This is a genomic window from uncultured Corynebacterium sp. (assembly GCF_945649885.1).
Lineage (GTDB): Bacteria > Actinomycetota > Actinomycetes > Mycobacteriales > Mycobacteriaceae > Corynebacterium.
This window is the reverse complement of the sequence record NZ_CALZFS010000016.1, coordinates 1-13953: the sequence shown is the minus strand read 5'-3', so window position 1 is coordinate 13953 and position 13953 is coordinate 1. Positions and strand designations below refer to the sequence as shown.

Here is a 13953-nt window from a genome sequence, read left to right as displayed (position 1 = left end):
ATATCTAGAGTGATATCCAAACACATGAACTACCTATTTGCTGTCACACATCACAAGGGGGAAACACCATGACCACCGTGACTGCACCACCTGATATCTACTACTACACCGTCAACAACCCCGATGATCCGGATGCTGTAGCCATGACGAAGATACGCAAAGCTGAACTGCTGGTGATTGAACGCGCCATGCCCGCTGATGAGGACTTCTTCGATATCGCCTCCACCCGGTTCGCCTTATCCACCGGGGTATCCACATCCCGGGCGGGGGATCTGTTTGCCACCATCGAGCAACTGCGTGAACTACCCCGGCTGCACACCTTGCAGCATGAATTGTTCCATCTGGATCTCTACCGTTTGATCACCATCACCAAAGCCCTGGCCGGATTAGAATCAGAACATCTTGATCTGGTGGATGAACACCTCACGGAGTATCTCACCCCGCAGGCACCGAACCAGGACCTGCCGTCTGCACAAAAAATCAAGAAGAAAATCAAGGCCATCCGCCTACTGGTCGATGATGACGGTGAACCGGATCCTGTCCAGCCACCGTCGTTTTCCCTGAATTCCCACAGTGATGGCACTGCGGAACTACACGCCACCGTCGATGAGATCCAGGGACAAGCCATCAAGGATGCAGTCCACGCCCATGCGGAAGCCACCGGCATGGGGCAGGGTGAGGCCCTGGCGGATTTGATCTTGACCAAGATTGATCTGAAGGTGGTGCTCAACCTCTACCGCGCAACAGACTTGGCTCATGCCCCGGTGTGGATGAGTGGACCAGGCTGGGTCGATGAAGCCACCGGTGAGAAATGGGTGGCTACGACCACCCGGATCCAGGATATGGACAAGGTCCGCGGCCAAGCAATGACAGGTCATGACCCATCGCCTGCGATGCGGGCTGCAGTCAAAGGCAGGGATGGTGGTTGTGGGGCACCAGGGTGTGGGGTGGCAAGTCAGTATTGCGATGTGGATCATCGGATTAATTTTGCTGATGGTGGGCCGACCAGTATCTTTAATCTTTTTGATCTGTGTCGGTGTGATCACAACGCTAAAACCTGTGAACGGCAACGGTACGTGGCTGATCCGGTGTCTGGGGTGCGGGTGACGGTGTATGCCGATGGGACCTGGGCGGTTACGGTGCCGGAGGGGCCATTGACTCCGGGTGGTGCGCGGTGGGCGCAGACAGTGTCGCAGTACCGGGCAGCTCGTCATCAGCGGGCTAGGGAGCGGGCGGCTGCGGCGAAGGCGAAAGCCACGGAAGCGACCATGCCACCCCAGGAGGATGAACCACCCTTCTAACACCTAGAGGATTCTGATCATCATCACCCCAGTGATGATCACGGCCAAGCCAAGCAGTTGCACCCATGTCACCCGCCGCTTCTCTGCGCCCAATAGACCGAAGGTGTCAATAATCAGGCTAGCGGTCATCATGCCCAGCAGCATGAGCACCACCGTCATACCCGTACCGAGAATTGGTCCGAGCAGGGCTGTGCCAAAGATGATCGTGGCGCCAAGCAATCCACCAATCCACATCCACCAGGGGTTGCTCTCCCCTGCTCCGGAGATGCCACGCCAGGGAGTACGCGTGAGAAACAAGAGGATGAGCAGGGTCAAGGCACCCACGGTGAAGGAAACCAGGGCAGCCTCCACTGCAGAACCCAGGACAGTCCCCAAACGTCCATTTACGGATATCTGCGTGGCAGCCGCAGCACCCATGGCCAAGCCCAGCAAGCGCCACAACCATATGCCGGGAATAGCTGCTTCGGGCACAGCGGGGCGTCGAAAAGCTCCGATAACGGCCAACGCGCCACCAAGAACAAGCATGGCACCAAGGATCCGCAACCAGCCAAGCACCAGTTGCGGACCACCGAACAGACCAAAGGCGTCGATGGCAAGGCCGGTGATGATCTGTCCTGTGATCGGCAGAATCACGGTCTGCACGCTGCCAACACGAGGAAAGAGGAGGATATTGCCGGTCAGCACCAACACGCCCAACATGCCGCCTGTGAACACCCACCAGGGTTGCCCTGAAGTCAGAGCAAGTGATGGATAGGGGTGGCCACTGGTGATCCAGGTGACGATCAGCAACGCGCCGGTTCCCACCAGAAAGGAGAGGAATGATGCCATCAGTGGAGCGCCGACACTGCGACGCAGACGATTGTTCACTGATGTCTGCAGTGGAAGCAGTGCACCGGTGAATACGCCAAAAAGGATAGCCAACATTCCTGTCATCGTAGTCCTGACTGCCACCCATCTGTCCTAGGCTGAGGTGGTATGGCAACCATATTCACCATTGGACATTCCACACACAGCCTTCAAACCTTCTTGGACATGCTGACCGAGAATAGTGTGAAAAGGCTGATCGACGTGCGTAAACTTCCCGGTTCCAGGAAGTTTCCCCATTTCAATCAGGAGGAACTCACCGCATCACTGAAGGCAGAGGGGATTGGCTACCACTGGGTGGAGGCCCTGACGGGACGACGCAAGGTGAGCAAAACAGTTCCCTTTGAGGTCAATGCCTTCTGGAATAACCGCAGTTTTCATAATTATGCTGATCATGCGCTCTCTGAAGAGTTCACAGCAGCCGTTGAAAAGCTCAACCACACACAAATTCCCAGCGTCCTGTTGTGCTCAGAGGCTGTGTGGTGGCGGTGTCACCGTCGTATCATCACCGATCATCTGCTGGCACGCGGTGTCGAAGTTATTCACATCATGGGTCCGGGGCAGACCTCAACCGCAACACTGACAGATGGCGCCGTGGTGAATAACAGCCAGGTGACCTACCCCCCGCTAGCCGAAAAGGCGTCCGAGTAGGGACCCCCTTTTCCGGGCCGCTGCTTTCTGTGCATCAGTGCAGGTGCACCATTGTCCGCGTGGGACGGACGCCTTCACTGTATCGATATGCTGGCCACAGCCAGCCCAGGTGGTTTTATTGCAGGATTTGCAGGTCACGGCTCGGCACATGAGGGACACTCTCCTTGGCTTTCCAGTACTTTCCAGATACCCCGCCGGGTATCAAGACCACAGCCTACCCCCACCCGGTGGCGGGCCACAAGAGTGCACCCGTCCCCATATTCCAACCCCCATGAAATTCACAACACCCCAACATGGGCGCTAGAATGATCCGCATCATAAAGTCACTTTGACTCTAAGGGGTGTTTCATGGCCCAACCAGACAACACAATCCAGGTGGCGGTCTCCACCGTCATCTTCGCCCTGCGCCCAGATAACAAGGACCTTCCCTCCCTCTGGACCCCTTTCGTCGCCCGCACCCGGGAACCACACCTGGGCCGATGGGCACTTCCCGGTGGCTGGCTATCCGAGGATGAGGCATTGGAAACAGTGGCTTCGCGCACCCTCGGCGAAACCACCGGTCTCCACCCGAGCTACCTGGAACAGCTCTACACCTTCGGCGAGCTCAACCGCTCCCCCACAGGACGTGTGGTCTCCGTGGTGTACTGGGCACTCGTGCGTGCCGACGAAGTCGAAAACGCCCAACCCGGTGAGAACGTCCAGTGGTTCCACGCCGATCACCTCCCGGACCTGGCCTTCGATCACAACCACATCGTGGACTACGCCCTGGAACGTCTGCGCACCAAGGTGGAGTACGCCGATATCGCCCACTCCTTCCTCGGTGAGAAATTCACCATCGCACAACTGCGCACCGTCCACGAGGCCGTCCTCGGCCACAAACTCGACGCCGCCAACTTCCGAAGATCCGTGGCCACCTCACCCGATCTTGTGGATACCGGCGAAGTACTCACGGGCACACCCCACAGACCCCCGAAGCTCTACCGGTTCACCCACAACCGCCCCTGATAACCCTCCTACAAACAAGAAAAGCGCTATGACAACCACACACATCAGCCCCTCTGTTGACCACATTCTCCAGCTCACTGACAACTCCTGCTCACCGGAACTCAAAGAGGGCCCCTGGCTTCTTGATACACCCACCGCCATTCCAAATTACGGCCCCGGCGCGTCCACCCTGGACCCGATCCCGCTGGGTACCCCGCGTCAGGAGGTTCTACCCGAGGACTACCAGCACGCAACTGAAGAAGAACTCCACCAACGCATCCGTGCAGCCAAGACCATCCTGGGTGATCGCGTGGTTATCCTGGGCCACTTCTACCAGCGTGATGAAGTGGTGCAGCACGCTGACTTTGTGGGTGATTCCTTCCAGTTGGCCCGGGCTGCACAGACCCGTTCTGAGGCTGAGGCCATCGTTTTCTGTGGTGTTCACTTCATGGCAGAAACCGCTGATCTACTCTCCACCGATCAGCAGTCAGTGATCCTGCCCAACCTGGCTGCCGGTTGCTCCATGGCGGATATGGCAGACCTGGATTCCGTGGAGGACTGCTGGGAGCAGTTGGAGGATATCTACGGCACCGCCCCGGACGTTGATGGTCGCGCACCAGTCATCCCTGTCACCTATATGAATTCCTCTGCTGCGCTGAAGGGCTTTGTGGGCCGGCACGGCGGAATTGTGTGCACCTCCTCCAATGCGGCAGCTGTTTTGGAATGGGCCTTTGAACGTGGCCAGCGGGTGTTGTTCTTCCCTGATCAGCACCTGGGTCGCAATACCGCCAAGGCCATGGGTATCCCCTTGGAGCAGATGCCCATGTGGAATCCGAACAAGGCGCTGGGTGGTAATACTGAAACAGAGCTCGAGAATGCCAAGGTCTTGTTGTGGCACGGTTTCTGTTCTGTACATAAGCGTTTCACCGTGGAACAGATCAACAAGGCCCGCCAAGATCACCCGGATGTCCATGTGATTGTCCACCCTGAATCCCCCATGCCCGTGGTGGATGCGGCAGATTCTTCCGGATCAACCGATTTCATTGTCAAGGCGATCCAGGCGGCACCGGCTGGTTCCACCTTCGCCATCGGTACGGAGATCAACCTGGTCCAGCGTCTGGCCGCGCAGTATCCGGAGCACACCATTTTCTGCCTGGATCCGGTGATCTGCCCCTGCTCCACCATGTATCGCATCCACCCGGGCTACCTGGCCTGGGTCCTGGAAGAACTTGTCAAGGACACCGTAGTCAACCAGATCAGCGTCAGCCAGGACGTTGCTGACCCGGCACGCATCGCTTTGGAGAGAATGCTGGCGGTAACACCAGCACCCGGAAAGGCAGGAAAATGATCGATCAACGCACCATCAACCGACTTGTCACAGCAGCCCTGGAGGAGGATGCCCCCTGGGGAGACATCACTTCCGAGAGCATCGTCCCCAACAATGCTGTGGTCCGGGCCCAACTGGTCGCACGTGAACCAGGGGTGTTCAGTGGTGTGGCACTGCTCGAGGCGGCATTCCACCTTGTGGATCCAAAGACCCGTATGGAGTTGCACATCAGTGACGGTGAAGTCTTTGAATCCCGCGCGGTTCTGGGCACCATCACCGGCACCGCCCGTGCCATCCTCAGGGCGGAACGCATCGCCTTGAACTTCACCCAGCGGATGTCCGGTATTGCCACCCTGACCTCACGCTATGTGGATGAAGTACGGGGTACTAAGGCACGCATTGTAGACACCCGCAAGACCACACCCGGTCTGCGCATCATTGAACGCCAGGCAGTCCGCGACGGTGGTGGCCATAACCATCGTTTCTCACTCTCTGATGCTGTGATGGTCAAAGACAATCATCTGGCAGCAGTGATCAACCAGGGCATGAATATCACTGAAGCACTGACCCAGATGAAGACACAACTGCCCCACACCACCCACGTGGAGGTTGAGGTGGATCGCATCGATCAGATTGAACCGGTTCTGGCTGCAGGCGTGGGCACCATCATGTTGGATAATTTCACCAATGATGAACTGAGGAAAGGTGTGGGTCTCATCCAGGGGCGTGCCATCGTGGAGGCCTCCGGTGGGGTCAATCTGGACACCGTCGCAGGCATTGCTGCAACCGGGGTGGATGTGATCTCGGTGGGTGCGCTGACCCACTCAGCCCGGGCACTGGATCTGGGGCTTGATTTCGAATAATGATCTACCTGGATAACGCAGCCACCACCGGTGTGCGCAGAGAAGCTCTTGAGGCCATGTGGCCGTATCTGAGCAGCCACTTCGGCAATCCCTCAAGCTTTCATGCCGTGGGTGAACGAGCGGCTGCGGGACTGGAGGCGGCACGGAAGGTGGTGGCCGGTGTCGTCGGCGGGAGGGCCTCCCAGGTCACCTTCACCTCAGGTGGCACGGAGGCGGATAATCTGGCGATCAAGGGGATTGCGCTGGCCAGACCGAAGGGACGCCACATCATCAGCACCCCACTGGAACATGCCGCTGTGCTGGAATCCATCGATTATCTGGTACGTTTCCATGATTTTGAGGTCACCTGGCTCACCCCGAATGAGTTCGGCCACGTCAGTCCAGAAGAACTTGCATCCGTATCACGCGAGGACACCACCTTGGTCAGCATCCATTACGCCAACAATGAGATCGGTACCATCCAACCCATCCGCGAACTCGCTGCGGCCACCACTGCCCCCTTCCATACCGATGCAGTGCAGGCAGCGGGGCTTTCCCTGGATCTGGGGGTGGATGCCATCAGCCTGTCCGGCCACAAAATCGGCGCACCCCAGGGCATCGGCGCACTGTGGTGCCGCCTGCCACTGGAACCACTCCTCCACGGCGGTGGACAGGAGCGCGGCCGGCGCAGTGGGACGGAAAACGTCGCCGGTGCCGTCGCCTTCGCCACAGCTTTAACGCTTAACGACGCCCCACCCAACCTCCACGCCTTCATCCAGAAGGTACTCACCATTGACGGTGCACAGCTGACCGGGCACCCCACCGACAGGTTGCCAGGTCACGCCTCATTTGTTTTTGAAAACACCGGGGGCGAGGCTGTACTTCTGGAATTGGAACGCCGGGGAGTCATCTGCTCCCCCGGCTCCGCCTGTGGTTCAGGGGAGGTCCCACATGTCCTGCTGGCGATCGGTTTAGTGGAAGATCTGGCACGGACCTCGGTGCGTTTCACCTTCTCCCCGATGAACACAGGTGAAGAGGCGGAAGCAGCAGCGGCGGCCGTGGTGGAATCAGTTGCTGCAGTGCGAGCCCTGCAGATACCCCCTGCCGTATTTTTAAGGTAAGGTGATCAGCTATGAAACTTGATCCTGAACAGATGCGACCCGCCATCAACCGACTGAAGCGAGCCCAGGGTCAGCTCAACGCCGTCATCCGCATGCTGGAGGAGGGCGAAGACTGCAAGGTACTCCTCCAGCAGCTCTCCGCCGCATCCAAGGCCCTGGACCGCGCCGGCTTCACCGTCATTTCTGCCGGAATGGAGAAATGCTTCGAAGAAGGCGCCGGTCCGGAAGAGCGCGCAGCCATGGAGAAGCTCTTCCTCTCCTTGGCTTAGAGCTTCTTCACCACGCTGGACTTCAACTTCATCTTGCCGAAGCCCGGCACAGTGGCATCAATATCGTGGCCGTCCACCACTCCGTCTTCAATGAGGCGGATTCCGGTGACCTTGGTGCCGATCTTGATGTCTTTACCGCCACCACCTTTCACTTTCAGGTTCTTGATGATGGAGACGCTGTCGCCATCCTCTAGGGCATTGCCCACGGCATCCTTGATGACTGCCTCTTCTGAAGTTGCTTCTTCAGCTTCACCTGGCACCCACTCATGTGCACACATCGGACACACGAGCAGGGGGCCGTTTTCGTAGGTGAATTCACTGTCGCACTGGGGGCATGATGGTAATTGATCAGACATAAGTCCATGATCTTAGCCTGTTTTCCCAGTTGAGGGTCCATTCTCCTTATGGTGAGGGTGTTCCACCATTGACGTTGAGTGTTTCACCGATGACATAGCTGGACTCGGAAGACGCCAGGAACACATAGGCCGGTGCCAGTTCTGTCGGCTGTCCGGCACGACCCAGTGGGGTGTTCTTACCGAACTCCGGCAGGTCCTCTTTCTCCTGCCCATCGGACACCTGCAGCGGGGTCCAGAATGGTCCGGGTGCCACACCATTGACGCGGATTCCCTTGGGAGCCAACTGCTGACCAAGTCCCTTGGTGAAGTTGTTGATCGCTGCTTTCGTGGAGGCATAATCCAGGAGGTTGGCTGAAGGGTTGTAGGCCTGAATGGAGGTGGTGTTGATGATGCTGGATCCTGCAGGCAGGTGTTTGAGTGCCTCGCGGGCGATGCGGAACATCGCAAGGATATTCACGTTGAAGGTCTCATCGAGTTGTTCATCGGTGAGGTCCTCCAGGCTTTCCTGAACGATCTGGCGTCCTGCGTTGTTGACCAGGATGTCCAAGCCCCCGAGGGCTTCTGCTGCTTCGGTGACCAGTGCCCGGCAGAATTCTGCGTCGCCAAGATCCCCTGGGACAAGATGGATTTTCTTACCGGTCTTCTCTACGACACCTTTGACCCACTGGGCGTCTTCTTCCTCCTCAGGGAGGTAGTTGAGAACAACATCAGCGCCTTCCTTGGCAAAGGCGATGGCCACTGCAGCACCGATTCCGGAGTCGCCACCGGTGACCAGGGCTTTACGTCCCTCTAGTCGACCGGTGCCACGGTAGGAGAATTCACCACGGTCGGTTTTTGGTGTGAGGTCTGCATCCAGACCGGGTTCCGGCTGGTCCTGAACCGGTGGTTCAATTTCGGGATAGCGGTCAACCGGGTTCTGGAAGGTCAACTGGTCGGTGGTTTCATGATTGGCGTTTTCGGTGTTGTTTCCGTGCGTTTCGGTCATGACTACTCCTTGGAGTTGCATACGGGAAGCCCCACATTACACCTTTTTTATTTATGGCCACCAGATGTTGTCACCGCGGGACTGGGCATCGAAACCACCAGCAATAAAGATGACCTCACCAGTCATACGGGCATTCCCCTCACTGATGAGGAAGGCATGGACTGCACCAATGCGTTCCGCCTCCGCAATGCCGTTATAAGGGGTCGGCATGGCCCACTCCATTGATGCCGATGCCAGCATCGGCGTAGTCCTGTGTTGGAGCAACCCGACGGATCCACCGGGAGATGGCACGCTTAGAGCTGGAATAATTGGCATAACCAGCCTGTGGGCTCTGGGCTGGCAGCACAGCGCCATGCTCAATGGCTTTTTCTACCTCATTGTTGAGCATCAGATCCACCAGTTCCGGATCATTACCCTGCAGCGTTGCTGCAGAAGTGGTCACCGTGACCCGGGGTGCATCAGACTTTGCCAGCAGCGGACGAAGTCCCTCGAGGAGAGCAACGGTACCGAAGTAAGTGATCTTGAGGGACAGTTCAGAGGGGTGGGATACTCCAGCATTAGCCACCAAACCGTCAATCACACCACCGGGGTGCCCGGGTCTGTGGCGACATCACCTTCCTGCAGATCCACACGAATAACGCGGTCACCAACCTTCTCCAGGATCTTCGCAGTGGCCTTCCCGCTTCCAGATGCTGCTCCGGTGATGACGATGGTGCGGGCCATGAAAACCCTCTAGTGTTTCAACGCGGGCAACCTGCAACCCTGCCTGCTCCACCAAGACTGACCAGGAAATTTCCGCCACCTCTGTCAACAGGAGGGAGCCCTCGAAAGTTCATCCTGTGGAAGCGCATCGAGTGCGTCCCAGGCAAGAGTGCCTGAGAAAAACCTTCTGAGGCCAGAAGTTCATCCGGTGTTCCGAGGTTGATCGCCAAACCTGGGTGCTGCTGCCTGCCCGCAGCCACCAAAGCAGGGCCAGAATCAACCCCCCTGACCTCTAGACCCAGGCCCTGCAGGTACCGGGAGCGCTCCCCGCCCCTCCAGGGACTGGGCCCAACCGGTGACAGGGGCGTCGATAAGCACCTGGCTAGATCAACCACTTGCCTAGCTCGCCTGCGGACAGCTCCCCCAGCCACTTCTGCCACAGCGGACCGAAGGTCACGCGGCGTACACCGAGCTTGGTCAGGGCGGCGATATCGCCAGCACCGTGGCCATCCGCCGGGTGCGCTGTGACGTTGAGGGGGATGGATACAGCTGCGACCAGATCAGAAACCTGATCTGCTGTGGACAGACCAACAGGATAAACAGCACGCGCTCCGGCAGCCTCCATCAACCTGAGACGTTCAGCTGCTTCTGCAAGTGGATCTTCAAACACATCAGTGCCCAATTTCACGGCATCGGTACGCCCATTGATCACGAAGTCAACGCCAGCTTCATCGGCGGCAGCGCGGGCGGCAGCGATATAGTCGGCATGTTCCTGGCGGTCACGGACCCGCTTGTTCTCCTTGTGCACCACATCTTCAATATTGGCACCCACCGCACCAGCACCGATGAGACGTTCAATGAGCTCAGCTGGGTCAAGGCCATAACCAGATTCCACATCGGCACTGACCGGAATGGAAACAGATGAGGTGATGCGCTGGACCTTGTCCAGGTAGTCCGCGAAATCCATGTTTTCGCCATCTGAACTACCAATGGCGTCTGCAACAGGGTGGCTGCCGATGGTCAGGCCTTCAAAACCTGCATCCACGGCAACAGCCGCGCTCCAGGTATCCCACACGGTGGGTAGCACCAGGGTGCGCCCGGATTCATGTGCCTGGGCAAAGGTGGTTGCCAGTGCTTTTACGTCAGTCATGATGATCATCTCCTGAAGTTGATGGGGACGGCAATATGACCGCCAGCATACGTTCCTGGATGGAAACGTGGTGGTCCCCACTGTCTTCATACCAACGGCCAGGGGAATTGATATTGCGATCTGGGTTGTGGGAAAAAAGGGAAACGCACAATCCGGGAGGCCCTGTCCCGGAGAGCATCCACCTCCTCAGGCAATAACAGCCCTGCAATTGCTGGAGGCACCTCATGGATGAGTGGCACCACAGCCTTGACCAGTTCCTGAGCAATCGGCTCACCACCGAAATCCCAGATCACCGTGCGCAGCTTGGGATCCGCACTGAAACACAGGCCATGATCAATGCCCCAGATACGGTTGTTCTCCGGCGTTTCCTCAAGCAGCACATGGCCAGATTTACGGTCGGTGTTATTAGCCAACAGATCAAACACTGCCATCTGACGGAACTGGTCATGCAAATCTTCCCGGGTGTCCAACAAGGGGAAATAGTGTTGTTGAGGGTCATGGTCGATGAACCACTGCAAAGAACCCACCCCGAAGGGAGCATCCTCACGTGTCGCCGTGGGGGGAACAATATGCCAGCCCAGAAATTCGCTCAGCAGGAAGGCTGCCTCCTCACGTGCATGGAGGCCCGGTGGGAAATCATAGAGGGGACGCTCCCCCAAGAGCGGTTTATACACCGCCCAGCCATAGTTATCTTCAGCTGAATCTGACCCCGGGCGGGAATCCAGGCTGGCATCCATCACAAACCCCATATTGCTGGAATCCACCAGCTGGGTCACCACAGTCAGTTCCCCTTGCCTGAGGATCTCCAACTCGCGGGCGAACTTCTGCTCATGTTGCTCAGGCATATCATTTCTCCCGCAGATAACTCAAGGAACCGGTGCGGGAGTTGGTCACCACCATGCGGTGGTGGGTTTCCTCCGATCCTGCGGGGGTGCTGAATTCCGTCACCGAGACAGAAGCGGTGTCAATGCTGATGCGTTGGAAGGAGTCCAGAGGTGTGCCTCCCAGATGCGCCACCACCGCCTTGAGTGGATCCGCGTGACTGAACACTGCCACCACGTCACCGGGGTGCCTGGCTGATATGTCCTCCAGGCCGACGACCATCCGTTCCTGCATCTCCGGGAAGCTCTCCCCACCGGGAAACCGGAACTGGGAAGGAGTCTGCTGCACGGTCTTCCACTCAGGAAGTTTGTACAGGTCGCTGAGCTTCTCACCCGTCCACGAGCCGAATTCACATTCCATGAAGGCCTCCATCACCTGCAGCTGTAGCCCGAAGTGTTCTGCCGTGGGCATGGCCGTCTCCTGCGCACGTTCCATCGGTGAGCTGTAAATGGCGGTCAGAGGCAGACCTTCCAGGCGTTGTGCCACCTCATCGGCCTGCTCCTGGCCAGCGTCACTCAGGTGTAAACCCGGCGCGCGACCGGGTAGGACCTGGCCGGTGGTGGGGGTGGCACCGTGGCGGATGAGAAGGATGAGAGTGGATACGGATTCCATTATTCGGAGCCTACCCAAATTTCAGCCCCCTGTTGCAGGTGGTGAAAGGTGGCTAGCCTGGGGGTGTGAATTCCCCTATTGCTTCTGTTGCCCCTACTGCTTCGACCCTCGGTGAGCTCAAGGCCACCGGTTATACCCCGCGTTCCCTCCGGGAGGAGATCCGCGGCAATCTGCTAACTAAGTTGGCTGCGGGCGAGGATCCGTGGCCGGGTCTGCATGGTTTGCAGCACACGGTGATTCCGCAGGTGGAACGCGCCCTGATTGCCGGTCATGACATTGTGCTGCTCGGTGAGCGTGGCCAGGGTAAGACCAGGTTGTTGCGTTCCCTGGCCATGCTTGTCGACGAGTGGATGCCCATCGTCGCTGATTCTGAGCTGCGTGAAGATCCACTGGCCCCCATCACTGATGCCACCCGTGTCCGGGTTGCGGAAGAAGGCGATGACCTTCCCATCACCTGGGTGCACCGTGATGAGCGTTATGCAGAAAAACTGGCCACCCCGGATACCTCGGTGGCTGACCTGATCGGTGATGTGGATCCGATGCGGGTGGCTGAGGGTCGTCGTCTGGGTGACCCGGAGACCATCCACTATGGCCTGATTCCCCGTTCCAACCGTGGCATCGTGGCGATCAATGAGCTTCCTGACCTGGCGGAACGTATTCAGGTAGCCATGCTCAATGTGATGGAGGAACGTGATGTGCAGATCCGTGGCTATATGCTGCGTCTGCCCTTGGATGTTCTGGTGGTGGCGTCTGCAAACCCGGAGGATTACACCAACCGTGGTCGTATCATCACCCCCTTGAAGGACCGTTTCGGTGCGGAGATCCGCACCCACTATCCCATTGCCCTGGATGATGAGATCGCGGTGATCACCCAGGAGGCCGATCTGGTGGCGGAGGTGCCGCCGGTTCTGCTGGAGATCCTCGCCCGTTATACCCGTGCCCTGCGTGAGTCATCTGCGGTGAATCAGCGTTCTGGTGTGTCTGCCCGTTTCTCCATCGCGGGCGCTGAAACCGTTGCTGCCGCTGCCTTGCACCGCGCCACCGTCCGGGGTGAGGACAAGGCTGTGGCCCGCCTGGTTGATCTGGAGGCTGCTGTGGATGTGCTCGGCGGCAAGATCGAGTTTGAATCAGGTGAGGAGGGCCGTGAATGGGAGATCCTGGAATATCTGCTGCGCAACGCCACCGCAGAGGCTATCCGGGTGCATCTGCGCAGTCTTGATTTCACCCCGTTGATCGCTGCCCTTGATGGTTCGGTGACGGTCTCCACTGGTGAGCAGATCACTGCCACCGAGTTCCTGGAGGGTCTGCCAGAACTGGGTGAATCTGATCTCTATGATCAGATCGCCGCTACTTTCCAGGCAACTGGTGAGGGTGCTCGTGCCAGTGCCATTGAACTTGCCCTGGAGGGCTTGTATCTCTCCCGGAAGATCGCCAAGGATTCCGGCGAGGGCGAAACCATTTACGGTTAAGGAGCCTGCCTTTTATGTCGCATAGTCACCGTCGTACCCGTTATGGTCGCTATACCGGCGGCCCGGATCCACTGGCCCCACCGGTCGATCTCACTGAGGCACTCGATGCCATCGCCCAGGATGTCATGACCGGGTACTCCCCGGAACAGGCACTACGGGAATACTTGCGCCGTGGTGCCCGTGGTCAGGAGGGTTTTGATGAATTAGCCCGGCGCGCCGCGGAACGTCGCCGTGAGCTCTTAGAGCGTAATAATCTCGGTGGTACTTTGCGTGAGGTGAAGAAACTGCTGGATGATGCTGTTCTGGCAGAGCGTGGTCAGTTGGCCCGTGATGTGATGATGGATGACACTGATCGCATCTTCCGTGAGATGCAGTTGGATAATCTCCCTGATTCCACACCGGCGGCGGTGACGGAGCTCAATAACTATGACTGGCAGT

Annotated in this window: 17 protein-coding genes and 1 pseudogene; 9 read left to right on the top strand and 9 right to left on the bottom strand. The window is 58.1% G+C overall.

The genetic code is table 11. The annotated features are described in order from the left end of the window. Positions 1–68 precede the first annotated feature (68 nt). Positions 69–1301: an HNH endonuclease signature motif containing protein gene (locus Q0M74_RS03170; RefSeq protein ID WP_293951600.1), complete on the top strand. Its 1233-nt coding sequence runs from the start codon at positions 69–71 to the stop codon at positions 1299–1301. 3 nt (positions 1302–1304) lie between these two features. On the opposite strand, the gene Q0M74_RS03165 is transcribed toward Q0M74_RS03170, so the two are convergent. Next, a complete protein-coding gene (locus Q0M74_RS03165; protein ID WP_293951599.1) occupies positions 1305–2225 on the bottom strand; it encodes a DMT family transporter in 921 nt (306 codons plus the stop codon). A gap of 51 nt (positions 2226–2276) precedes the next feature. Between Q0M74_RS03165 and Q0M74_RS03160 the strand changes: the two genes are divergently transcribed. From Q0M74_RS03160 to Q0M74_RS03135, 6 genes are all read left to right on the top strand, one after another. Further along, positions 2277–2816, top strand: a complete 540-nt coding sequence (locus Q0M74_RS03160) for a DUF488 family protein (protein ID WP_293951598.1) — start codon at positions 2277–2279, stop codon at positions 2814–2816. A 348-nt stretch (positions 2817–3164) separates the two neighbouring features. Beyond that, positions 3165–3821: an NrtR DNA-binding winged helix domain-containing protein gene (locus Q0M74_RS03155; protein WP_293951597.1), complete on the top strand. Its 657-nt coding sequence runs from the start codon at positions 3165–3167 to the stop codon at positions 3819–3821. A 28-nt stretch (positions 3822–3849) separates the two neighbouring features. After that, positions 3850–5148 carry a quinolinate synthase NadA gene (nadA, locus tag Q0M74_RS03150; protein WP_293951596.1) on the top strand — a complete coding sequence of 433 codons (1299 nt, stop codon included), beginning with the start codon at positions 3850–3852 and terminating at the stop codon, positions 5146–5148. After that, a complete protein-coding gene (gene nadC / locus Q0M74_RS03145) occupies positions 5145–5990 on the top strand; it encodes a carboxylating nicotinate-nucleotide diphosphorylase (RefSeq protein WP_293951595.1) in 846 nt (281 codons plus the stop codon). The genes nadA and nadC overlap by 4 nt, the downstream gene beginning before the upstream one ends. After that, complete coding sequence (locus Q0M74_RS03140) at positions 5990–7090, top strand: cysteine desulfurase family protein (RefSeq protein WP_293951594.1); 1101 nt, start codon at positions 5990–5992, stop codon at positions 7088–7090. Before nadC ends, Q0M74_RS03140 begins: the two co-directional genes overlap by 1 nt. 11 nt (positions 7091–7101) lie before the next feature. Beyond that, positions 7102–7359 carry a metal-sensitive transcriptional regulator gene (locus Q0M74_RS03135; RefSeq protein WP_293951593.1) on the top strand — a complete coding sequence of 86 codons (258 nt, stop codon included), beginning with the start codon at positions 7102–7104 and terminating at the stop codon, positions 7357–7359. Here Q0M74_RS03135 and Q0M74_RS03130 read toward each other — a convergent pair. The 8 genes from Q0M74_RS03130 to Q0M74_RS03095 form a co-directional block, all read right to left on the bottom strand. After that, positions 7356–7715, bottom strand: coding sequence for a zinc ribbon domain-containing protein YjdM (locus Q0M74_RS03130; protein WP_293951592.1), 360 nt, complete (start codon positions 7713–7715; stop codon positions 7356–7358). The genes Q0M74_RS03135 and Q0M74_RS03130 overlap by 4 nt on opposite strands. 46 nt (positions 7716–7761) lie before the next feature. Continuing rightward, complete coding sequence (locus Q0M74_RS03125; protein WP_293951591.1) at positions 7762–8700, bottom strand: SDR family oxidoreductase; 939 nt, start codon at positions 8698–8700, stop codon at positions 7762–7764. 51 nt (positions 8701–8751) lie between these two features. After that, a complete protein-coding gene (locus Q0M74_RS03120; protein WP_293951590.1) occupies positions 8752–8910 on the bottom strand; it encodes a hypothetical protein in 159 nt (52 codons plus the stop codon). Continuing rightward, positions 8894–9280, bottom strand: a complete 387-nt coding sequence (locus tag Q0M74_RS03115; protein ID WP_293951589.1) for a hypothetical protein — start codon at positions 9278–9280, stop codon at positions 8894–8896. The genes Q0M74_RS03120 and Q0M74_RS03115 overlap by 17 nt, the downstream gene beginning before the upstream one ends. Then, on the bottom strand, positions 9277–9423 hold the full coding sequence (locus tag Q0M74_RS03110; protein WP_293951588.1) for a hypothetical protein: 147 nt from the start codon (positions 9421–9423) through the stop codon (positions 9277–9279). The genes Q0M74_RS03115 and Q0M74_RS03110 overlap by 4 nt, the downstream gene beginning before the upstream one ends. A 361-nt stretch (positions 9424–9784) precedes the next feature. After that, positions 9785–10552 (bottom strand): isocitrate lyase/phosphoenolpyruvate mutase family protein, encoded by a 768-nt coding sequence (locus Q0M74_RS03105; RefSeq protein WP_293951587.1) that lies wholly within the window; start codon positions 10550–10552, stop codon positions 9785–9787. An 86-nt stretch (positions 10553–10638) separates the two neighbouring features. Beyond that, positions 10639–11397 (bottom strand): SCO1664 family protein, encoded by a 759-nt coding sequence (locus Q0M74_RS03100; RefSeq protein ID WP_293951586.1) that lies wholly within the window; start codon positions 11395–11397, stop codon positions 10639–10641. A 1-nt stretch (position 11398) separates the two neighbouring features. Then, on the bottom strand, positions 11399–12046 hold the full coding sequence (locus Q0M74_RS03095; RefSeq protein ID WP_293951585.1) for a histidine phosphatase family protein: 648 nt from the start codon (positions 12044–12046) through the stop codon (positions 11399–11401). Between the two features lie 65 nt (positions 12047–12111). On the opposite strand from Q0M74_RS03095, the gene Q0M74_RS03090 reads away from it, so the two are divergent. Next, entirely contained in the window at positions 12112–13515 is a 1404-nt protein-coding gene (locus tag Q0M74_RS03090; RefSeq protein WP_293951584.1) for an ATP-binding protein, read from the top strand. 14 nt (positions 13516–13529) lie between these two features. Further along, positions 13530–13953 (top strand): annotated as a pseudogene (locus Q0M74_RS03085) (hypothetical protein); the annotation flags it as partial.